The 20,576-nt window shown below is 67.3% G+C and carries 20 protein-coding genes; 8 read left to right on the top strand and 12 right to left on the bottom strand.

Annotation, left to right across the window (positions count from 1 at the left end; genetic code table 11):
* Positions 1–61: 61 nt before the first annotated feature.
* Positions 62–1,378 (bottom strand): MFS transporter, encoded by a 1,317-nt coding sequence (locus ABZ004_RS06295; RefSeq protein ID WP_355678704.1) that lies wholly within the window; start codon positions 1,376–1,378, stop codon positions 62–64.
* Complete coding sequence (locus tag ABZ004_RS06290; protein WP_355678703.1) at positions 1,375–2,106, bottom strand: GntR family transcriptional regulator; 732 nt, start codon at positions 2,104–2,106, stop codon at positions 1,375–1,377. The genes ABZ004_RS06295 and ABZ004_RS06290 overlap by 4 nt, the downstream gene beginning before the upstream one ends.
* A gap of 111 nt (positions 2,107–2,217) precedes the next feature.
* Here ABZ004_RS06290 and ABZ004_RS06285 point away from each other — a divergent pair, with 111 nt between their 5' ends.
* The 7 genes from ABZ004_RS06285 to ABZ004_RS06255 all read left to right on the top strand — a co-directional run bounded on the left by ABZ004_RS06285 (position 2,218) and on the right by ABZ004_RS06255 (position 10,801).
* On the top strand, positions 2,218–4,980 hold the full coding sequence (locus tag ABZ004_RS06285; RefSeq protein WP_355678702.1) for a BTAD domain-containing putative transcriptional regulator: 2,763 nt from the start codon (positions 2,218–2,220) through the stop codon (positions 4,978–4,980).
* Positions 4,981–5,237: 257 nt separating this feature from the next.
* Positions 5,238–5,603, top strand: a complete 366-nt coding sequence (locus ABZ004_RS06280) for a hypothetical protein (RefSeq protein WP_355678701.1) — start codon at positions 5,238–5,240, stop codon at positions 5,601–5,603.
* A complete protein-coding gene (locus tag ABZ004_RS06275) occupies positions 5,596–7,524 on the top strand; it encodes a DUF6571 family protein (protein ID WP_355678700.1) in 1,929 nt (642 codons plus the stop codon). The genes ABZ004_RS06280 and ABZ004_RS06275 overlap by 8 nt, the downstream gene beginning before the upstream one ends.
* 95 nt (positions 7,525–7,619) lie before the next feature.
* Positions 7,620–8,087, top strand: coding sequence for a hypothetical protein (locus tag ABZ004_RS06270; RefSeq protein ID WP_355678699.1), 468 nt, complete (start codon positions 7,620–7,622; stop codon positions 8,085–8,087).
* Between the two features lie 95 nt (positions 8,088–8,182).
* On the top strand, positions 8,183–8,650 hold the full coding sequence (locus ABZ004_RS06265) for a hypothetical protein (protein ID WP_355678698.1): 468 nt from the start codon (positions 8,183–8,185) through the stop codon (positions 8,648–8,650).
* An 85-nt stretch (positions 8,651–8,735) separates the two neighbouring features.
* Positions 8,736–9,194, top strand: coding sequence for a hypothetical protein (locus tag ABZ004_RS06260; RefSeq protein WP_355678697.1), 459 nt, complete (start codon positions 8,736–8,738; stop codon positions 9,192–9,194).
* Between the two features lie 149 nt (positions 9,195–9,343).
* The gene (locus tag ABZ004_RS06255) at positions 9,344–10,801 is read left to right on the top strand and encodes a S8 family serine peptidase (protein WP_355678696.1); all 1,458 of its coding nucleotides are present in this window, start codon (positions 9,344–9,346) and stop codon (positions 10,799–10,801) included.
* Positions 10,802–10,845: 44 nt separating this feature from the next.
* Here ABZ004_RS06255 and ABZ004_RS06250 read toward each other — a convergent pair whose 3' ends face one another.
* From ABZ004_RS06250 to ABZ004_RS06220, 7 genes are all read right to left on the bottom strand, one after another.
* Complete coding sequence (locus ABZ004_RS06250) at positions 10,846–11,304, bottom strand: MarR family transcriptional regulator (protein WP_355678695.1); 459 nt, start codon at positions 11,302–11,304, stop codon at positions 10,846–10,848.
* Between the two features lie 46 nt (positions 11,305–11,350).
* Positions 11,351–11,770 (bottom strand): SRPBCC family protein, encoded by a 420-nt coding sequence (locus tag ABZ004_RS06245; RefSeq protein WP_355678694.1) that lies wholly within the window; start codon positions 11,768–11,770, stop codon positions 11,351–11,353.
* Between the two features lie 68 nt (positions 11,771–11,838).
* Positions 11,839–12,342, bottom strand: coding sequence for a DinB family protein (locus ABZ004_RS06240; protein ID WP_355678693.1), 504 nt, complete (start codon positions 12,340–12,342; stop codon positions 11,839–11,841).
* Positions 12,339–12,869, bottom strand: coding sequence for a DinB family protein (locus ABZ004_RS06235; protein WP_355678692.1), 531 nt, complete (start codon positions 12,867–12,869; stop codon positions 12,339–12,341). Before ABZ004_RS06235 ends, ABZ004_RS06240 begins: the two co-directional genes overlap by 4 nt.
* 142 nt (positions 12,870–13,011) lie before the next feature.
* Positions 13,012–14,544 carry a long-chain fatty acid--CoA ligase gene (locus ABZ004_RS06230; RefSeq protein WP_355678691.1) on the bottom strand — a complete coding sequence of 511 codons (1,533 nt, stop codon included), beginning with the start codon at positions 14,542–14,544 and terminating at the stop codon, positions 13,012–13,014.
* Positions 14,545–14,666: 122 nt separating this feature from the next.
* Positions 14,667–15,782: a DUF5938 domain-containing protein gene (locus ABZ004_RS06225; RefSeq protein ID WP_355678690.1), complete on the bottom strand. Its 1,116-nt coding sequence runs from the start codon at positions 15,780–15,782 to the stop codon at positions 14,667–14,669.
* Positions 15,782–16,579, bottom strand: a complete 798-nt coding sequence (locus tag ABZ004_RS06220; protein ID WP_355678689.1) for an SDR family NAD(P)-dependent oxidoreductase — start codon at positions 16,577–16,579, stop codon at positions 15,782–15,784. The genes ABZ004_RS06225 and ABZ004_RS06220 overlap by 1 nt, the downstream gene beginning before the upstream one ends.
* Positions 16,580–16,754: 175 nt before the next feature.
* Here ABZ004_RS06220 and ABZ004_RS06215 point away from each other — a divergent pair, with 175 nt between their 5' ends.
* On the top strand, positions 16,755–17,366 hold the full coding sequence (locus ABZ004_RS06215) for a TetR/AcrR family transcriptional regulator (protein ID WP_355678688.1): 612 nt from the start codon (positions 16,755–16,757) through the stop codon (positions 17,364–17,366).
* A 253-nt stretch (positions 17,367–17,619) separates the two neighbouring features.
* Here the strand turns inward: ABZ004_RS06215 and paaK are convergent, their stop codons facing one another.
* The 3 genes from paaK to paaI are packed head-to-tail and all read right to left on the bottom strand — an operon-like array spanning position 17,620 to position 20,570.
* Positions 17,620–18,933, bottom strand: coding sequence for a phenylacetate--CoA ligase PaaK (gene paaK, locus ABZ004_RS06210; RefSeq protein ID WP_355678687.1), 1,314 nt, complete (start codon positions 18,931–18,933; stop codon positions 17,620–17,622).
* A gap of 10 nt (positions 18,934–18,943) precedes the next feature.
* Complete coding sequence (gene pcaF, locus ABZ004_RS06205) at positions 18,944–20,149, bottom strand: 3-oxoadipyl-CoA thiolase (RefSeq protein WP_355678686.1); 1,206 nt, start codon at positions 20,147–20,149, stop codon at positions 18,944–18,946.
* Entirely contained in the window at positions 20,139–20,570 is a 432-nt protein-coding gene (paaI, locus tag ABZ004_RS06200) for a hydroxyphenylacetyl-CoA thioesterase PaaI (protein WP_355678685.1), read from the bottom strand. Before paaI ends, pcaF begins: the two co-directional genes overlap by 11 nt.
* Positions 20,571–20,576 lie beyond the last annotated feature (6 nt).

The following is a 20,576-nucleotide window of genomic DNA, read 5'->3' as shown; positions in this document are numbered from 1 at the left end:
TGCGCCTGGTCGCTGGTACCGCTCTGTCAGCGGGCTGAGAGCGCGTCTCAGCCCGCTGGTATCAGCTCGTCAGCGGGACGACCTGGTTCGCCCGGAGCGCTTCGTAGACCTCCGGGTTGTACCGGGCGAGCGTCGCGCGCGCCCGCCGCCGGTACCGCAGGATCTGCACCGTGCCGAGCCCCCAGAGCACGTACTGGAAGGTCAGCGCCACCTTGAAGTCGCCGATGCCCTGCGCGGCGCCACCGGAGGAAGCGTCCAGCAGCACGCCGACCATGCCGATGCAGATCAGTGTGGCGATGAACCCACCCGTGTTCACCATCCCGTTGGCCGCGCCGAAGCGGGTCGTCGGGTTGAAGGTCCGCGCATAGTCCAGCCCGAGCATCGAGCCAGGACCACCAGCAGCCTGTACGACGATCAACAGGAGCAGCACCGGCATCGGAGCGCGCCCCGGCCACACCAGTACGACGGTCCACATCGTCACGGAGCCCGCGATCACCGCGAGCACGATCCACGAGCGGTAGAAGGGGAACCTGGCGGCGTACCGGCCGACCAAGGGTCCGTAGCAGAGGCCGGCCAGCACGGGCAGGATCAGCATCGAGGCCGCGGTCGTCGGCGCGAGCCCTTCGCCCCGGACCAGGAACGGGTAGCCCCAGAGCAGGCCGAAGGTGCTGCCGGAGAAGCTGGTCGTGAAGTGTGTCCAGAGACCCAGCCGGGTGCCCGGCTCCTTCCAGGCCCTGCGCAGGTTGCGTCGGACCTCGGCCAGCGACTGCTTCGTGCGGTGCACCGGTTCGTCGTACGGGCTGTTCTTCAGCAGGAAGATCACCGCGAGACCAGTGATCAGGCTGAGCACGCTCGCGGTGGCGAAGGTCGTGGTCCAGCCGAACGCGTTGAACGCGGCGGCCATCGGCACGGTCGACACGATCGCGCCGATCCCGCCGAGCATCCCGGTCGCCTGCGACATCACCGGCTGCCGGAGCGCCGGGAACCAGGACATCACCACGCGCAGGACGCTGATGAAGACGAGGGCGTCACCGACACCCAGTACTGCGCGAGCGGCAAGCGCGGCCGGGTAGGAGTCGACCAGGCTGAACGCGGACTGGGCAACGAAGAGCAGCCCGGACGAGGCGATCAACAGCCGACGCGAGCCGTATCGGTCGAGCAGGATGCCGACGGGAACCTGCATCGCGGCGTACACGGTCAGCTGGACGACGGTGAAACTGGCGAGCGCGGAGGCGGAGATGTGGAACCGCTCGGCCGCCTGCAGGCCGGCGACGCTCATCGAGCCGCGGTGCAGGATCGTGACGAGGTAGGTGAAGACTGCTGTCGCCCACACCGCCCAGGCCCGGCGACCACCCAGGGGGAAGCGGAGCTCGGTCACTGCACGCCTCGCAGATCCGTCGCGGCGACGTGGATGTGCGCGATCACGAGCTCGCGGAACCGCTTGGCGCTGTTCCCCCCGAGGGCGTCGATCATCTCCTGGTGCGCGGCGACGGACTTGTCCATCCGGGCCGGCTGCACCTCGATGCCGGGCACGCCCATCCGGACCTGCCGGTCGCGGAGACTGTTGTAGAGCTTGGCCAGGATCTCGTTCCCGGCGGCGCTCACGATCGCCTCGTGGAAGGCCCGGTCGGCCTCCAGGAACGCCTTCGCCTCGCCGGCCTTCTTGTGCTTGCGCATCTCCTGGACCAGCGGGACCAGCTTCTCGACCAGCTGCTTGCGGCGCGGCCAGACCTTCGCCGCCGCGTGCGTCTCGATCAGCTCGCGCGCCTCGAGGACGTCGTTGATCTCCTGCGGCAGCACCGGGAGGACCAGCGCGCCCTTCTTCGGGTACAGCTTGACCAGGCCGGACTCCTCCAGCCGCAGCAGCGCCTCGCGCACCGGCGTACGGGAGACCCCGACCGCGGTGGCCAGCTCGCCCTCGGTCAGCAGCTCGCCGCCCGGGTAGACCCGGTCCAGGATCGCCGTCTTGACGAACGCGTAGACCCGCTCCGCCGCCGGGATCCGCTCGGCCGCCGGACCCTCCTCGGCGACGATCCGCGCGATCTCGGTCGTCTCGTCCCCCAGTACAACCCTCGCCGGCTCTTGCTCCGGCACCCCGTGACTCACGCCTCACCCTCACCCATGCATCTCGTATCTCTGTTGTATCTATCTTACACGCAACAGTTCACGCCCTGGACTGCATTCCGCCGGCCGACGGCTTCGTGGGATCATGGCGCGATGGATACTGGGGGATCCGGGTTGGGCGTCAACTGTCTGGGTCGGCTCGAGATCACGCTCGACGGCAGGCTTCTCGAGCTGCCCGGGACCAGGGCGGTCGCGGCCCTCACCCGGCTCGCGCTGTCGGCCGGCACCCCGGTCGGCGGCACCGATCTGATGACCGCGATCTGGGACGAGGACCTGCCCGACGACCCGCGGGCCGGGCTGCACACCGTGATGGCGCGGCTGCGCCGGCTGGTCGGCGCGGACCGGGTCGTCACCGAACCGACCGGCTACAAGCTCGTCATCGATCCCGACCGCGTCGACGCGATCCGTTTCAACCGCCTGCTCGACACCGCGACGGCTGCCGGATCGGGCGAGGCGGCGGTGCTGGACGAGGCGTTGGGGCTGTGGCGTGGGCGGCCGTTCGCCGATGCGGGCTCGAGCTGGCTGACCCGGTTCGAGGCACCCCGGTACGCCGAACGCAGGCTGGCCGCCGTCGAACGCCGCGCCGACCTGGCCCTTGCCGAGGGCAACGAAGCGGCCCAGCTGCCCCGGCTGCTCGAGCTGGCGACCGAGAACCCGTTGCGCGAATCCCTGTGGAGCCGGCTGCTGCTCGTGCTCGACGCGTCCGGCCGCTCGGCCGAGGCCTTGGAGCGCTACGAGGAGATCCGGCGCCGGATCGCCGACGAACTCGGCGGCGACCCCGGCCCCCAGCTGCAGGAGGTGTACCGGCGACTGCTGGTGCGGACGCCCGCACCCGCCGGTCCGCCACCCGTGGTGCCGCCGCAGCTGCCGGTGGTTGTGCCCCGTCAGCTGCCCGGCAGCAGTGCGCCGCTGGTCGGCCGGAAGCGCGCCCTGAAGATCCTCGACGGTCTCGCCGTCCGCGATGCCGGTCCGCGGATCGCCGTGATCATGGGAACGCCCGGCGCCGGCAAGACCGCGCTGGCCATCCACTGGTCCCACCAGGTCGCGGACCGCTTCCCCGACGGCCAGCTCGCGGTGAATCTGCGCGGCTTCGACCCGACCGGTGTCCCGGCGACCACGGACGAGGTCATCCACGGCTTCCTCGACGCGCTGCAGGTCCGGCCGGAGTCCAGGCCGCGCGGCATCGAGGCGCAGGCGGCGCTCTATCGCAGCCTGGTCGCGGACCGCCGGTTCCTGATCGTGCTGGACAACGCGCGCGACGCGGACCAGGTCCGGCCGTTGCTGCCTGGTACGCCGAGTTGCGTGGTGGTCGTGACGAGCCGTCGCCAGCTGGACGGATTGATCGCGGCCGGCGCCGAACCCGTCGTACTGGACCGGCTGTCCACGGACGGCGCCCGGCTGCTCCTGATCAGCCGCCTCGGTGCGGAGCGGGTCGCGCGCGAGCCGGCGGCGGCCGACGAGATCACGGCGCTCTGTTCTGGTTTGCCGCTGGCGTTGACCTTGGCTGCCGCTCGCGGAGCCATTCATCGCGACCTCGAGCTGAGCGAGATCGCGGCCGGGCTCCGCGACGCCGGGACCCGGCTGGGCGAACTCTCCGGCGGCGACTCGCTGACCGACGTACGGTCTGTCTTCTCGTGGTCCTACAACGCGCTCACGCCCGAGGCAGCGCGACTCTTCCGCCTGCTCGGTGCGCATGCCGGCCCGGACATCAGCGTCGCAGCAACGGCTGCGCTGCTGGGCGTGTCTGCTGATGAAGCAATGCCCGTACTGCGTGATCTGCTGCGAGCGCACCTGGTGGAGGAGACCGGGCCTGGCCGCTTCGGCTTCCACGACCTGCTCCGCGCCTACGCCGTCGAATTGTCCGCAGCCGATCCGGACCCGCAGGCCTCCGACCGCGTGATCGACCACTATCTCGTCACTGCGTATGCGGCAGGCCGGCAGATCGCGCCGCATCAGCAGTTCACGATCACACCGCGAACACCGGACGTCGAGGCCGAACCCATCGCGGACAAGGAACAGGCGTTCGCCTGGTTCGACGCCGAGCGGCAGGTGCTGATCACCGCGCTCAAGAACGCGGCCGGCCGGCCCGAGGAGGCAGACCGGGTCTGGCAGCTGGTCGGTGCCATGAGCGCCTATCTGGATCTCGGCGGTCATTGGCCGGAGTACTACGACGTCGCCAAGATCGGTTTGACGGCTGCCGAACAGTGCGAGGACCTCGTCGCCGAAGAGCTGACGTTGCGCTGGATGGCCTGGGCCGCGGGCAGGCTGGATCGGCAGGACGAGTGCCTGGTGCTGTCGCAGCGCGGTATCGACTGTGCCCATCGGCTCGGTGATACCCGCGCCGAGGCGCTGCAGACGATGACGCTGTCGGCCACATACCACCAGACGGAACAGCCCGAGGAGTCGTTGCGGGTGAGCCGGCGCGCGCTCGAGCTGTACCGGTCGATCGGCGATGACCGGGGGATGGCTCAAAGTCTCAATGGGATGGGCTGGGTGGAGGCACAGTTGGGGCAGTTCGAAGAAGCTCAGGTGCACTGCCAGGAAGCGCTGGAACGGCTGGAGAAGGTCGGCGACGAGTGGCGGATGGCCGCCACGCTGGACAGCCTCGGTCACATCGCGGCGCGGCTCGGCCGGTCCGAAGTCGCCATCGAGAGGTACCGGCGGTCGGCCGAGCTCTACGCACGGTGTGGCGACCGCAGTTACGGGGCGGCGACCCGCAACCGGCTCGGTGACGTGCTCGCGACCGTAGGGCGGCGCGAAGAGGCGAGGGTCGAGTGGGCTCAGGCGCTGGATGTGCTGAGCAGCCTGGGTGATCCGCGCGCGGACGAGATCCGGGAGAAGCTGAGCGCAACGTAGTACGGGCTGTGGACAAGTCGGTGTCAACAGGGTCTGCGCGCCTGGAGAGGCTGTGGACTCCACAGGTTGTCCACTTGTGAAGGCGTCTTGTCCACGGGTTATCCACAGGAGCTTCCACAGCTGTGGGCAACACGGCGCGGAGCGTGACGAATTCGCTGCAACTTGCTGCAATCCACCCCCGAAAGGGCCCGGTGAGGCTGCTCGGCCGGGATAGATTGCACGTCCGCGCGGCGTTCACACAGCAAGGGGGAAGCCTGATGAACACGACGTCCAAGCCCACAACAGCGGGAACCGAGCCGAACGCCTTCAAGGACACCGTGGCCACCGCGATGAATCTCAAGGTCCCCGCTCAGCGGGACGCGGTCTACCACGGACCGGGCAACCCGATCGATGCCGTGATCGCCGACCTGAGCTCAGGCGGCTGGGTCTGCAAGGCGGCCACCGACACGAGCTACGCGCTGCGCCTCGAGGCGGGAGGCATCCTCCACGCGTTCGACGACGCGATCGGCGATCTCCGTGCGGCCTGGTCGCGCGAGCCCGAGGAGGTTCCGGCAGGCGATCACCGCGGCCTGGCGTTCGCGCGGAGCTGGCGGCTGGATCAGCGCCTGGGCGACCATGGTTGACACGGTCAAGATCGAGGTCGCCAAACTCAGCTCGGCGATCACCAAGCTGACCACCCTGGTCGATGCGGTCGACCGGCACCGGCGTACGGCGGCAGCCGCCTCGCCGATCGGGCTGTCCTCGCTCGGCGACACCGAACTCGGCCTGAAGGTGACCCGGCTGCGGGATCGCCTGCCCGAGCTTCAGACCCGGCTCGACCTCGCCAAACTCCTCGACGAGCAGGGCACCGGCCAGGTCAGCTACTACGTGCCCGGTCAGGACACGCTCGAGGAGACCAAGCTCCTGGTGGGCACGGAGCTGGCGAAGAAGCTGCAGGAGTTGAAGGTCAAGGACCCGGGCAGCCGCGAACGAGCCGTGGAATTGGCCGCGCTGCTGGCGCGGTACGGCAAGGATCCGCTGGTTTCGAAGCGGATGATGCAGGCGCTCGGGCCTGACGGGCTGACGAAGGCCATGCGCGGACTGCGCAGCATCACGGCGGCCCAGCCGCCGTACTGGGTGGGCCTGAAGGATCAAGCGGGCGAGCGCAAGGCTGTGCTGGCGATGCAGGACCAGCTGGCCAACTCGCTGGCGCTCATGCTGTCCACCGCCTCCAAGAGCCTCAACCGGGACTGGGGCGCGAAGTTCGCGCACGACCCGTGGGTGGCCGGCGTCCTGCTCCGGTACGCCGACAAGCAGAACCTCTCGTTCGGCAAGGAGTTCTTCCGCGGCGTCGGGCATTCGCTGAAGGAACGCGAACAGGGCGATACCGATGCCTGGAGCAACCTTTCCGTCGACCCTGACAATGCATCCTTCGGCACCGAGTCGCTGACCGGTACGAACCCGATGCGGGAGTACCTCAACACCGCCGACAACAGCACCGAGACCTCGCAAGCGGTCATGGGCGACGGCGAACTCCGCGAGTACTTCCTGCGCGGACGTCGTTACATGTCAGGCGATCCGCTGCTGGATCAGGCCGGCAAGGTGCTCGAGAAGGCGACGGTCGGCGCGGCCCGCAGTACCAACGACGACGAGGCGAGGACCGCCGCCGACATCTCCTCGCACGTCCTGTCGATGACCAACGACAAGCTGAAACCCAACGCCGGCTTCACCGACGAGGTAGGCGCCATCATGGGCACCTACATCATGGACATGGACGAGGCCTTGGCCGGCGTTGGCGAGAACCCGGCGGACGGTCCGGGCGCGACCGCCATCGACGAGTACCGGCTGGGACTGGAGGCGAAGGACGGCCTGCCCAGATTCGGGCTCAATCTGGACGAGGACACCGCGAAGAGCGCGATAGGGTTCATCCGCGACGACGAGACCGCGATCCGGAAGTTCGGCCAGGCGGTCACCCTGTACAACCAGACCCGGATGGATTGGGGCGCGATGCACCACCACCCAGGCGACTACAGCCAGGGTGATCCGTTCCAGAAGACGGTCCGCGAGTCGGCCCAGCTGCAGAGTGTGGTCACTGACGAACTGATCCAGGGCGACCTCAAGAACACCGAGAAGCGGATCAGGACGATGGAATTGCTGACGGCGCCGCTGGACAACCTGAATCCCGTGCTCGGGATTGGTATTCATGGCGTCGACATTCCGCTGGGTGAACTCATCAACGACGGGATCGTCGGCGTTGGGAAGGATGCGGCCGGCGACCACCTGCTGCAGCAGGCACTGCGCGATGCCAACGAGAAAGACGGCAGGGCGAGCAGCATGGTCAAGCTGCAGGCCGTGTACGCCGCCACCCGGGCGCTGCCCAACGATCCGAGCCTTCCGGACTGGCCGGCCGATCACGGACGTCTCAAGGCCCCCAACGAGCTGAACGACCGCGAGATCTGGGACCTGCTCAAGCACATCGAACGTCCCGCCGGCCTGACCGGGGCGACATCGGCCGGTATCGAGGATGCTTGGAAGACTGTGGACGACAGATACAAGGAACGATGATGCGGACTCGAGGTCTGGCGTGCCTTTTGGCGGCTGTGTTGTTGATCTGTTCTGGTTGTCAGCCGGAGGAGGCGCCGCAGACGTTGTGTGGGGATATGCCTGGTTCTTGGTTCGCGGAGGCGACGGGTAAGACGGGGTTGAAGTCGTCGGTTCAGGTGAAGGAAGGCACGGGTACTCTGCCGTTCCGGTGGGATGCCCAGCATCCGTTCGTGTACAGCAAAATCCAGTGCCGGGTGACCGCCGGGGATGACGAAGTCGTGGAGTTCGACGCCGAGCTGAGGCAGAGCACCGACGTCGAGTTCGTGAAGAACTCCGTGAACGAGGATCCCGCCGACTCCCAGTTCAAGGCTGCGGGCGGTCTCGGCAGCGTCGACGTCACCGATCCACCGGACGGCGTCGTCTACAGCAACTGGTACTGCGGAAGCAGTGTCCTCGGGCTGACGCTGAGAAAGACCGCCTCCGACGACCAAGCAGGCCTGGCCAAGCAACTGTCCCAGCGGATCGCCGAGCGCGTCGGCTGCACCCAGCTCTTTACCGCGCCCACGCCAACCCCCAGCAGTTGATGCGGACTCGGGGTCTGGCGTGTCTTTTGGTGGCTGTGGTGTTGGTCTGCTCCGGCTGTCAGCCGCAGGATGCGCCGGAGACGTTATGTGGGGATATGCCTGGTTCTTGGTTCGCGGAGGCGACGGGTAAGACTGGGTTGAAGTCGTCGGTCGAGGTGAAGGAAGGCGCGAAGACTCTGCCGTTCCAGTGGGATGCCCAGCACCCGTTCGTCTACAGCAGCATCCAGTGCCGGGTTACCGCAGGGGATGACGTGGTCGTCGAGTTCACAGCCGAGATGAAGCAGAGCGCGGCCGTCGAATATGTGAAGAACGCCGTAGACAAGGCTCCTGCCGACACCCAATTCAAGGCTGCTGGCGGTCTCGGCAGCGTTGACGTCACCGAACCACCGACCAAGGTCGTCTATACCTATTGGTACTGCGGAAGCAGTGTTCTCGATCTCACGCTGAGGAAGTTCGCCTCGGACGACAAGGTCGGCCTCGCCAAGCAGTTGGCCCAGCGGATCGCCGAGCGCGTCGGCTGCACCCAGCTCTTTACCGCTCCCACGCCAACCCCCAGCAATTGATGCGGACTCGGGGTCTGGCGTATCTTTTGGTGGCTGTGGTGTTGGCCTGCTCCGGCTGTCAGCCGCAGGATGCGCCGGAGACGTTATGTGGGGATATGCCTGGTTCTGGTTCGCGGAGGCGACGGGTAAGACTGGGTTGAAGTCGTCGGTGCAGGTGAAGGAAGGCGCGAAGACTCTGCCGTTCCAGTGGGATGCCCAGCACCCGTTCGTCTCCAGCAACATTCAGTGCCGCGTCACGGCCGGGGACGATGAAGTCGTCGAGTTCCGAGCGGAGCTGCGGCAGAGCACCGACGTCGAATACCTACAGCATGTCGTGGCCAAAGCTCCTGCCGACTCTCAGTTCAAGGCTGCGGGCGGTCTCGGCAAGCACCAGGCTCTACGAAGAACCAGTGGTCCTCGTCGACGCTCCTGGTACTGCGGAAGCAGCAGTCTCGTAGTAACCCTGAAGAAGTTCGCCTCGGACGACAAGGCCGGCCTGGCCAAGCAGCTGACTCAGCGCATCGCCGAGCGTGTGGGGTGCACCGAGCTGTATGCCGCGCCTTAGGCGACTGCGGAGGGTGAGGGTGGGGACTGTGGGTGACGGTGGATGCAGGGTTTCCCGTGTGTTCGGAGGGTGGGGGCGCCGGTGTGGGTGAGGCGCTCTAGAGTCGCCAGAGCGTTTCCGTCCACTCGCTGTCGCCCCTAGGAGAGAGTGTGTCCCGAAACATTGGTACCCGTCGGCTGAGCGCCGGCCTGGCTGCGGTCGCCTTGGCGTTCACCGCTGCCGGTGCCGCCACAGCCGCCCACGCCACGCCGTACGCGCCGACCGGTTCCAGCAGTGCCGCGGCCGAGCCCGGTCTGCTGATGAACTACGTGGTGAACACTAAGGCGACCGGCTTCCACGTGAAGCGGGTGGAGCAGGCGGTCAAGGCTGCCGGCGGCACCGTGGTCTCGTCGTACAACCAGATCGGCGTCGTGGTCGCGCAGTCGACCAACCCGGACTTCCGGACCGATGTGAAGAAGGGCCGCAACGGCCGCGAGGTCCAGTCGGTCGGCGCCACCCGGACCGCGGCGGTCAGCGAAGGCCCGGTCGGCTCCGCCTCCGCCCAGCTCACCACGGCGAAGAGCCTGATGGCCGGCGACGCCGGCCCGGTCGCGGATCCGCGCGAGTCCGAGCAGTGGGACATGCAGCAGATCAAGGCCGACCAGGCGCACAACATCACCGACGGGTCCCGCCGGGTGCTGGTCGGGATCAACGACAGCGGTGTGGACGACACCCACCCGGACCTGGCGCCGAACTTCGACGCGCGCGACTCGGTCAACTGCGTCAACAACGGTGTCCCGGACACGACGGCCGGCGCCTGGCGGCCGACCACGAGCTCGCACGGTACGCACGTCGCCGGTACGGTCGCGGCTGCTCGCAACGGGATCGGCATCGTCGGGGTCGCCCCGGGCGTCCGGATCGCGTCGGTGAAGGTGGTGAACGACGACGGGTTCATCTACCCGGAGTACGCGATCTGCGGTTGGATCTGGGCCGCGCAGCACCACATGGACGTGACGAACCACAGTTACTACATCGACCCGTGGACCTTCTGGTGCAAGGACGACGGCGACCAGGGCGCGGTCCAGGAGTCGGTCCGGCGCGCGGTCGAGTTCGCCACCAAGAAGGGTGTGCTGTCGGTCGCGGCGGCCGGCAACTCCAACTACGACCTGGCGAACAAGACGACCGATGACAGCAGCCCCGATGACAGCACCACGGTCACCCGGCAGATCGACAACAACTGCGTCGACATGCCGACCGAACTGCCCGGCGTGATCACCGTTGCCAGCACTACCCAGACCCGGGTCAAGAGCGGATTCTCCAACTTCGGCCTGAACAAGATCGACGTCGCGGCGCCGGGTAGCAGCATCCTCTCGACCCTGCCCGGTGGCGGCTACGGCACGATGAGCGGTACGTCGATGGCGTCGCCGCACGTCACCGGCGTCGCCGCGCTGATGAAGTCGGCGCACCCGTGGTGGACCCCGCGTGACCTGGAGAAGGCGCTCCGCAATGAAGCCGACGACACCGCGTGCCCGACCACCCCCGACGCCCGCTGCACCGGCACCACAGCCAACAACGCCTTCTTCGGCGAAGGCATCGCCGACGCCCTCGACGCGGTAACCCGCCACTGATCAGAGCCAGGGGGCCCTCCGCCCAGGACCCCCTGGCTCCTCCCTCAGCCCCTCGACAACGTCGAGGGGCTTTCTGCATGTGTGAGCTTGGTGAGGGTGGTGAGGAGGGTTTGGGTGTTGATGGGGGCGAAGAAGGCTTGGTCGGTGGCTTCTACTGCGGTGATGGCTTGGCGGGCCAGGGATTTGCCGGTGGGGGTGGGGTGGACGGTTTTGGCTCGGGCGTCGGTGGGGGAGGGGCGGCGTTCGAGGAGGCCCTTGGTTTCCAGGGTTTTGAGGACCTGGGAGGTCATTTTGATGTCGGTGCCGGCCTGGGTGGCGAGGTCTTGCTGGTTGGGGGTGTGGCCTTCTTCGGTGAGCCACCAGGTGCAGGCGAGGAGGACGAACTGGACGTGGGTGAGGTCCAGGGGAGCTAGGGCGGCGGTGACGGCGCGTTGCCAGCGGAGGGTCACGTGCCAGAGAAGGAAACCGGGGCTCTCGGCGGGGCCGCCGTCGTACCGGGTCACCCGCGGCCGCCGGTACGACGGGTCGCCCGCGAGCCGGTACGGCGGATCATCCGAGGGATCCGGCGTACTTGATCAGGCCGTCCATCGCTTCGGGGAAGTCCTCGGTGATCTGCGGGCCGATCTCCGGGCCGAGTTCGTCGGCGGCGTCGCCGGTGATCTCCAGCCGGTGCACGATTCGGGTGCCCTCGGCAACCTCCTCCAGCGTGTGGCTGAACCGGAGCGTCACCCCGCCGAAGCTGGTCTCATCGGCGTACAAATGTCCGTCCACGATCTCCACGATCGTGGAGACGATCGGGTCCTGGCCGATCGGCGTCATCGCCACGGTGCCGCCGACCTCGAACGGTCCGGTCAGCTTGATCTCCTGCATCGACGTGTCCCAGGCGGTCCAGTTGTCGATGTCGGCCAGCGCCCGCCAGACCAGGTCCCGGCGTACGGCGGTCTCGACGGCGTGTTCGTGAATCCACATCTCAAGGGCTCCTCACGTGATTTAGTCTTCGCGAAGATTATCTCCGCGAAGGCTAAATCGCGCAAGAGCTACCCAGTCTTTCCGTCCAGCAGTTCGCGCAGGATGTCGAGATGCCCGAGATGACGGGCGGTTTCCTCGATCATGTGGCAGAGGATGAACCGCAGCGAGGCAGGCCCGCGCATCGGCAGCACGGCCTGCTCCACAGCGTCGAGGCTGTGCCGGGCTATGATCTCGTTCGATCGCGCGCATTCGGCATCGTAGTTGTCCAGCAGGACAGCCAGCGGCACGTCGTCGACGAACATCTCGGCGTCGGGATGCCCGCCCTCGGTGAACGGCGTCTGGCCGGTATCGGGAGTGTTGATCAGGTTCTCGCTGAACCACGAGTACTCCACCCACCGCAGATGCGAGACCAGCCCGGCGACCGTGGTCAGCGGCGAAGTCGGCAGTAGTTTCCGATGCGCCGCCTCTTCGGTCAGACCCTCACACTTCCCGCGGACCAGCGATCTCTGCAGGTCGAGCCAGCCGATGAGCTGGGTCCGCTCGTCGCCGGTCAGCGGAGGCCGGCCCGTCATGCCTTCAACCGGTCGTAGCTGGTCGCACCGTCCAGGAGTTCCCGGATGATGTCGAGGTGACCCACGTGCCGGGCGGTCTCCTCGATCATGTGGCAGAGGATGTACCGCAGCGAGGCGGCTTCCCCCTGTACGGCGTACGGGCCCGTCTCCACGTCGTCCAGGGATCGCGAAGCGATCGCCAGGTTCGACCGCGCGCACTCCTCGTCGTAGGAATCCAGCAGTTCTCCGAGCGGTACGTCGTCGACGAACATCTCCGCGTCGGGATGGCCGCCCTCGGTCCACGGCGTCTGGCCGGTGTCCGGTACGCCGAGCAGGTTGAGCTGGAACCATGAGTACTCGTTCCAGCGCAGATGGGCCACCAGTCCCGCCATCGTCATCAGCGGTGAGGTCGGCAACAGCTTGCGATGCGCGTCGGCCTCGCTCAGGCCTTCGCACTTCGTCCGGACGAAGGATCGCTGCAGATCCAGCCAGCCGGTCAATTGGGTCCGCTCGTCGGAAGCGAGCGGCGGACGCGAAACAGCAGTCATTCAAAAGCTCCAAAAGGGAAGGGAGCTGCCCGGAACTCAGTCGCGGGTGCGACGGACAGGCAGCACGACGGAGAAACTCGACATCGCGCTCACCTCCCTTCCGTCGCTCGAACAGAACAATAGCGACACCCGGGGCCACCGCCTACTGCTTTAGCAGGCGCGCCTTGACCTCGTTCTTGAGCACCTTGCCGACCTTCGACCGCGGCAGATCATCCCAGACCACCACCTGCTTGGGCGTCTTCACCCCGCCGAGCCGGCTCTTCACGAAGTTCCGTACTTCGGACTCGGTCACCGTCAGTCCCGGGTGCAGCTGGAGTACGGCGGTCACCCGCTCGCCCCACTTCTCGTCGGGCAGCCCGACGACCGCGCAGTCGCGCACAGCCGGGTACGCCATCAGCGCCTGCTCGACCTCGGCCGAGTAGACGTTGAATCCGCCGGTGATGATCATGTCTTTCGCCCGATCCACTATGAAGAGGTAGTTGAACTCGTCGAGGAACCCGATGTCCCCGGTGTGATGCCATCCGTACTGCGAGGCTGCCGCCGTCGCCTCCGGGTCGCGGTAGTACCCGGCCATCACCAGCGACCCCCGGACGACGATCTCGCCCCGTTCGCCGCGCTCGACCAGCCGGCCGTCGTCGGCCATGATCGCCACCTGGGTCAGCGGACTCGGCCGGCCCGCGGAGGTGAACCGCTCGACCGCGGGCGACCCGTCGGCCCGGAAATGGTCGGCCGGCGCCATCGTGGCGATCATCATCGGCGCCTCGCTCTGACCGAACAGCTGCGCCATCACCGGCCCGATCCGGGTCAGCGCCTCCTCCAGGCGAGCGGCCGACATCGGCGCGGCGCCGTACCAGAAGCACTGCAGAGAGCTCAGATCCGTTGTGGGTAAGGCATCGTGCGAGAGCAGCAGGTAGATCAGCGTCGGCGGGAGGAAGGTGTGCGTGACCCGATGTCTCTCGATCAATCCCAGGAAGTCGCCCAGGTCTGGCACCGGCATGATCACCACCTCGCCGCCGAGGGCGAGGATCGGGAAGCACAGGACGCCGGCCGCGTGCGTCAACGGAGCCAGCGCGAGATACACCGGCCGGCCGTCGAACGGGTAACTCATCAAGGTGATCGCCGACATCGTCTCGATGTTCTGCCCGGTCAGCATGACGCCCTTCGGCCGCCCGGTCGTCCCGCCGGTCCCGACCAGGAGCGCCGTGTCGTCGAGGGCCGGCGCCTCCCACGGATCAGCCGGTACGCCGTCCAGCCAGTCGGCGAGTTTCATTGCTATCGGCAACGAGTCGTCGAGGCAGATCACCGTGCTGAGCTTCGGCAGGTCCGGCCGGATCCGTTCGACCAAGGGCAGGAAGGCGCTCTGGAAGATCAGGCAGGAGCAGTCGAAGGAGTCCAGCAGTTCGCGGTTCTCGGCCGCCTCGTTGCGGGGGTTGATCGGGCACCAGATCGCACCGGCCCGGGCGATCCCGAAGACGCAGGCGAACGAGATCGGATTGTTCGCCGACAGGATCGCGACCTTGTCGCCCGGTGAGATCCCGGACTTCTGCAAGGCCCGCGCGACCTGGAAGGAGAACTCCTGGACCTCGGCATAGCTGAGGCTGGTGCCGTTCATGGTCAGGCACGGCTCGGCAGGCCCGAGTTGGGCCCCTTTGTCGAGGTAGTCGAACAACCGCACGCGATCTCTCCCCTGGCTGACAGGTGATGCAGGTGCGGGAGCGCCCGGGGGATGGGTAGAACTCCCGCACCTGGCTGGTGGTCCGCGCCGGGCCGATGGGGGTGTAGCCCGGCGCGGACGGTCTAGTGCTGCACGGTCACGACAGGTTCGAGCACGAGGCCGAAGCTCCGTAGTACGCCGAGCAGTTCGCGGTGCCCGAAGGCCTGGCACGCCGAGGCGAGTCCCGCGCGACGCGGCGGCTGCTGGAGCAACGAGTACGCCGCGTAGGCCTGCAGTGCGCCGGTCTGCTTGTAGTTGCTGTTCCCGTGGATCACGCAGTGCGCCCTGCCGAGTGGTCCTGACGCGTGCACGGAGTCGAGCGAGGTGTTGATCCGCGGATTCTCTCGGGGCGGCATGCTCGCCTGAACTGACGCGGCGACCTCGGCCAGCGCCGCATCCTGCTGATCGAGCGGGAGGGTCTTGATCTGGCTCTCCACCATCTTGACCGCTTCGACGACACCCTGCATGACGGTCCGGTCGAAGACACCACCGGCGACCTTCACATTCGCCACCCGCGGGTCGTTCTTGAACCAGACCGGGTGACTCGTGCCGCCCCATGGCAGGGCAAGCGCGGTCGCATGCTGACCTGGCACGTTCACTTCGAAAGTGGTCAGCGGATCCCACTTCACCAACTGGTTCTGCTCGAGGTAGTGCCAATCCGCCTTCAGAATGGTGAAGATCGTCTGGGTCGACGCGTACGTCGGGAAACCCTTCCACAGCACGAGAATGTCGAGGGTGTCGAGTCCCGGCGTCTCCAGGCACAGGTTCGCCGCGATCTCTCCGGTGGTGTACATCTGCGCGACGCCCGGCGAGAGCAGGAGCCCTTGCGCGGCGAACTTGTCACCCCAGTTCTTCTCCGCGTCGAGCATCCAGTCCTGCTCGCCGGTGGTGTCCAGGTAATGGCAACCGGCCGCCAACGACGCCTCCACCACCTCGGGCCCGTACTTCACGAATGGGCCGACCATGTTGCTGACCACCTTGGCGCCGCTGAACAATTCGGTGAGCGCGGCGACGTCGTGCTCGACCTCGACCACCTCGTGCTCGACGGTCTCGATGCCGGGGACCTTGTCCAGCACCTCTTGCACGCGCGCCTTGTCCCGCCCGGCCGCGATGAAGGGAACGTTGAATTCGCGCAGGTACTCACAGACCAGCCGCCCGGTGTAGCCGGAGGCGCCGTAGACGACCACAGGTTTCGTCATCACATCCCCATTCCGCCGTCGACCGGCAGGCCGGCGCCGGTGATGAACTTCGCGGCGTCGGAGGCCAGGAACACCACGGCGTCGGCCATGTCACCGACCTCGCCGAGCCGCCCGAGCGGGGTCAGCCCGATCACGTCGCCGACAGCGGCTTCGGCCGACGGCCAGAGTCCCAGCGTCACCATGTCCGCGGCCAGCTTCATGCCCATCTCGGTCGGGACCAGCCCGGGATACACACAGTTGACGCGTACGCCGTACCCGAGCTTGCCGGACTCCATCGCGGCCACTCTTGTGAGCCGGTCCACGGCGGACTTGGTCGCGGAGTACCCGGCGATGCCCGGGAACGGGATGGTCGCCGCGACGCTGGAGATGTTGACCACCGAGCCACCAGACCCCGCCGGTCCACCCGGGCGCATCGCCCGGAACGCGTGCTTCACACCGAGGGCGGTGCCCAGCACGTTGATCTCCAGCATCTTGCGGACGTCGGCTGGGTCGAGCTCGACGACCAGGCCGGAGAGTTCGATGCCGGCGTTGTTCACCAGGATGTCGAGACCGCCGAGCTCGCTGATCGTGGCGGTGATCGCCGCCTCCCAGTTGGCGTCGTCGGTCACGTCGAGGGGTACGAAGGCCGCCGTCGCACCGGAATCCTTCAGGCTGTCCGCGGCCGCCTTCCCGAGGTCTTCCGCGATGTCGGCGATCACCACCGAGGCGCCGGCCTTCGCCAGCGCTTCCGCCATCCCTTGACCGAGCCCACGAGCGCCCCCGGTCACGAGCGCCTTCCGTCCTTTGAGGTCATACATGCACCCACTCCTCCCTGCGTGGTGCCCCGATCACCGGTGAGGTGCGGTGACCGGAGCGTTGCCTCACAGGGTTGTGTGTTTCTGGACAGTCGTCAAGAGTTTCTTGGACAACTGTCAAGAAATCGGTCCGCGGGGTAAAGTTTTCAGTGACCCAGGAGGCTTGACCGTGACCGAGGTGAGCGATCGCATCTCGCGCCGGCAGGTGGACAAGTTCGCGGAGCGCCGCTCCCAGCTGGCCACCTCGGCGCTGCAGACGCTGTCTCAACTCGGGTACGCGCGCACGAGTCTGCGGGAGATCGCGCAGAACTCGGAGTTCTCGCACGGCGTCCTGCACTACTACTTCCGCGACAAGGTCGAGCTGATCATGTACTGCGTCAAGCAGTACAAGGCAGAGTGCGTCAAGCGCTACGACCAGATCGTCGCCACCGCGGAGGAGGCAGACCAGCTGAAGGTTGACTTCGGTGCCGCCCTTGCCGTCACCTGCGAAGAAGACGCCACCATGCACCGCCTCTGGTACGACCTCCGCAACCAGTCCCTCTTCGAGGAATCCTTCCGCGAGGACGCCCTGGAGATCGACAAGTCCCTGGAACAGATGATCTGGCGAATAGTCAGCACGTACGCCGACCTGGCCGGCCGCGAGATCGCAGTCACCCCCGCCACCGCCTACGGCCTCCTAGACGGCCTCTTCCAGCAAGCCCTCTTCCGCCACCTGGCCGGCGACGCCACCGCCCTGGCTACCCTCCGCACAGCCACCGAACAAACCCTCCCCAAATTCCTCCTCACCTGAGCACTCCGCCGTACAGACGGACATGAGGTATGCGGTTGGGAAGGGTGTGCTGTGGCGGCGGTGAGCGTGAGGGTCGGGAGATCGGGTGGATACCTCATGTCCGTCGGCACACGAACAGGCGGTAGGCCGGCGATTCCAGGAGAGGTGTTGGCTGACCTGCTTTGACCAAGGCAGCGGAGGGCGCGACGTAGGAGTGCCCGTAGCTGGGGGTGGGGAGCCGGGCGAACGTAGGAGCCGGCGTGGGCGGGCTTCTTTAGAGGGTTCGGCGGTCGTTGATTCGTTTTGCCTTGCCTAGGGAGCGTTCCAGGGAGTGGGGTGGGAGGACTTCGATCGTGGCGGTGATGCCGATGCGGTTCTTGATGAGGGTGGAGAGCAGTTGGGCGGGGGAGGCGTGGTTGGTGAGGCCGGGGGCGGCTTCGACCTGGACCGTTAGCTCGTCGAGGCGGTTCGGGCGGGTGAGGATGCAGAGGTAGTGCGGGGTGAGGCCTTCGATGCCGAGGATGAGTTCCTCGATCTGGGTCGGGAAGACGTTGACGCCGCGGATGATCATCAGGTCGTCGGTGCGGCCGGTGATCTTCTCCATCCGGCGCATCCCGGGGCGGGCGGTGCCGGGGAGCAGGCGGGTCAGGTCGCGGGTGCGGTAGCGCAGGACCGGGAAGGCTTGTTTCGTCAGCGTGGTGAAGACGAGTTCGCCGACCTCGCCGTCGGGGAGCACCTCGCCGGTGACCGGGTCGATGATCTCGGGGTAGAAGTGGTCCTCCCAGATGTGCAGGCCGTCCTTGGTCTCGACGCACTCCTGCGCGACGCCCGGGCCCATCACCTCGGACAGTCCGTAGATGTCGACCGCGTGCATCCCGGTCCGCGATTCGACCTCGGTCCGCATCTGCTCGGTCCATGGCTCCGCGCCGAAGATGCCGACCCGCAACGAGGTCTCAGCAGGGTCGATGCCGCGAGCAACCATCTCGTCGAGGATGGCGAGGAAGTACGACGGGGTGACCATGATGATCTCGGCGCCGAAGTCGCGGATCAGGTCGACCTGGCGTTCCGTCATTCCGCCGGAGACCGGTACGACGGTGCACCCCAGCCGCTCGGCCCCGTAGTGCGCCCCGAGCCCACCCGTGAAAAGCCCATATCCATAAGCGACATGGCAGACATCGCCCGCGCGACCACCGGCGGCACGGATCGACCGCGCGATCAGGTCGGCCCAGTTGTCGATGTCGGCGCGCGTATACCCAACCACGGTCGGGCGTCCCGTCGTACCGGATGACGCGTGCACCCGGACGACTTCCTTGCGGGGGACGGCGAACATGCCGAACGGGTAGTTCTCGCGCAGGTCGTGCTTCGAGGTGAACGGCAGCCGGTGAAGGTCCTCGAGCGACTTGAGATCGTCCGGTGCGAACCCGACGCCGTCCAGCGCCGCGCGGTAGTGCGGGACATTCTCGTACGCCGCGCGCACGGTCGCCTGCAGCCCCGCGAGCTGCCGCGCGCGGAGTTCGTCGACGGAGAGCCGTTCGCCGGCGTCCTGCAGCTCCACCGGGCAGGCCTCGCCAAGGAACCGATCCGTCATCCCAACCTCCTCAGGGGCGGGCCAGCAAGGTCGCGATGCCCTGGCCTACTCCGATGCACATCGTGGACAGCGCGTACCCGGCGTCGCGGTGGCGAAGCTCGAGGGCGGCGGTGAGGGCGAGCCGGGCGCCGGACATGCCCAGGGGGTGTCCCAGGGCGATGGCGCCGCCGTTCGGATTCACGTGGTCAGCGTCGTCGGGAAGACCGAGTTCGCGCAAGACCGCGAGGGACTGCGCGGCGAAGGCCTCGTTCAACTCGATCACGCCGATGTCGGACAGCGCGACACCGGTCCGGGCGAGAAGCTTGCCGGTGGCGGGGACCGGGCCGATGCCCATGATCCGCGGCGGTACGCCGGCCGCAGCGGTCCCGACGATCCGGGCCAGCGGGGTGACGCCGAGCCGCTCGACCGCCTCGCCGCTCATCACCAGGAGAGCAGCGGCACCGTCATTCACACCGGACGCGTTGCCGGCGGTCACCGTGCCGGGAGTGCGGAAGGGAGTCTTCAAACCCGCCAGCGCTTCGAGCGAGGTTTCCCGCGGGTGCTCATCAACCTCGACCGTCGTCACCGCCCCGCGCCTACCTGGAACCGAGACCGCAACGATCTCCTCCGCCAGCCGGCCGTTGGCCTGAGCCTTAGCGGCACGCTGCTGACTGCGCAGCGCAAAAAGGTCCTGGTCTTCGCGCGAAATGCCGAACTCGGCGGCAACGTTCTCGGCCGTCTCCGGCATCGAATCGATCCCGTACTGCTTCTCCAGCAGGGGATTCACGAACCTCCAACCGATCGTGGTGTCGAAGATCTCCGCCTGGCGAGAGAAAGCAGTCGTTGCCTTAGGCATCACAAAAGGTGCCCTGGACATCGATTCGACCCCACCGGCCAGCACGACTTCGTTGTCTCCGGCAATGATCGATCGAGCAGCCGCCGCCACCGCGTCGAGACCGGAACCGCAGAGCCGGTTGATCGTCGTACCAGGAACGTCGACAGGCAGGCCGGCCAACAGCGAGGCCATCCGCGCCACGTTGCGGTTGTCCTCGCCGGCCTGGTTCGCGCAGCCGAGGATCACGTCGTCGATCAGCGCCGGATCGAGCGCACTGTGCCGGGCGAGCAACGCGGAGATCGCCTGCGCCGCGAGGTCGTCCGGACGCACCGCGGCGAGCGCGCCGCCGTACCGGCCGATCGGGGTGCGGACACCGTCGACCAGAAATGCCTCACGCGCCATCGTTGCTCTCCTTCAAAACAGTTCCGGGCAGTTGCCGCGACCGGCCGCGGAACTCTGCGATCAGGTCGTCGCCGCGCCGGACGGTGACGTCGTAGATCCCGTTCCGCCCGTACGACGCGCGCTCGTGCGCCTCGGCGGTCAGCAGATCCCCGCGCTGAGCCGGGGCGACGAAGACGATCTCGGCGCCCTGCGCGACGGTGACCTGGTTGCGGGAGTTACAGGCGAACGCGAAGGCCGAGTCGGCCAGCGTGAAGACGAAGCCGCCGTGTGCGATCCCGTGCCCGTTCACCATGTCGTCGCGCACCGGCATCTCGAGCACCGCTGTCCCGTCGCCGACCCGGACCAGCCGCATGCCGAGGGAGACGCTGGCAGTGTCCTCTGCCCACATCGCGGCAGCCACAGCCGCGGCCACATCGGTCATCACGTT

The organism is Kribbella sp. NPDC006257 (assembly GCF_040613535.1).
GTDB lineage: Bacteria > Actinomycetota > Actinomycetes > Propionibacteriales > Kribbellaceae > Kribbella.
The sequence above is the reverse complement of the archived record's forward strand: the minus strand, read 5'-3'. Positions and strand labels throughout refer to the sequence as shown.

Bases quoted from the DNA above. Each gene is read 5' to 3' on its own strand.
- ABZ004_RS06280 (WP_355678701.1), top strand. From the start codon at position 5,238: ATGAACACGACGTCCAAGCCCACAACAGCGGGAACCGAGCCGAACGCC.
- ABZ004_RS06240 (WP_355678693.1), bottom strand. From the start codon at position 12,342: ATGACGGGCCGGCCTCCGCTGACCGGCGACGAGCGGACCCAGCTCATC.
- paaK (WP_355678687.1), bottom strand. From the start codon at position 18,933: ATGACGGATCGGTTCCTTGGCGAGGCCTGCCCGGTGGAGCTGCAGGAC.
- ABZ004_RS06225 (WP_355678690.1), bottom strand. From the start codon at position 15,782: ATGACGAAACCTGTGGTCGTCTACGGCGCCTCCGGCTACACCGGGCGG.
- paaI (WP_355678685.1), bottom strand. From the start codon at position 20,570: ATGACCGATGTGGCCGCGGCTGTGGCTGCCGCGATGTGGGCAGAGGAC.
- ABZ004_RS06275 (WP_355678700.1), top strand. From the start codon at position 5,596: ATGGTTGACACGGTCAAGATCGAGGTCGCCAAACTCAGCTCGGCGATC.
- pcaF (WP_355678686.1), bottom strand. From the start codon at position 20,149: ATGGCGCGTGAGGCATTTCTGGTCGACGGTGTCCGCACCCCGATCGGC.
- ABZ004_RS06220 (WP_355678689.1), bottom strand. From the start codon at position 16,579: ATGTATGACCTCAAAGGACGGAAGGCGCTCGTGACCGGGGGCGCTCGT.
- ABZ004_RS06245 (WP_355678694.1), bottom strand. From the start codon at position 11,770: ATGTGGATTCACGAACACGCCGTCGAGACCGCCGTACGCCGGGACCTG.
- ABZ004_RS06285 (WP_355678702.1), top strand. From the start codon at position 2,218: ATGGATACTGGGGGATCCGGGTTGGGCGTCAACTGTCTGGGTCGGCTC.
- ABZ004_RS06260 (WP_355678697.1), top strand. From the start codon at position 8,736: ATGTGGGGATATGCCTGGTTCTGGTTCGCGGAGGCGACGGGTAAGACT.
- ABZ004_RS06235 (WP_355678692.1), bottom strand. From the start codon at position 12,869: ATGACTGCTGTTTCGCGTCCGCCGCTCGCTTCCGACGAGCGGACCCAA.
- ABZ004_RS06270 (WP_355678699.1), top strand. From the start codon at position 7,620: ATGCCTGGTTCTTGGTTCGCGGAGGCGACGGGTAAGACGGGGTTGAAG.
- ABZ004_RS06265 (WP_355678698.1), top strand. From the start codon at position 8,183: ATGCCTGGTTCTTGGTTCGCGGAGGCGACGGGTAAGACTGGGTTGAAG.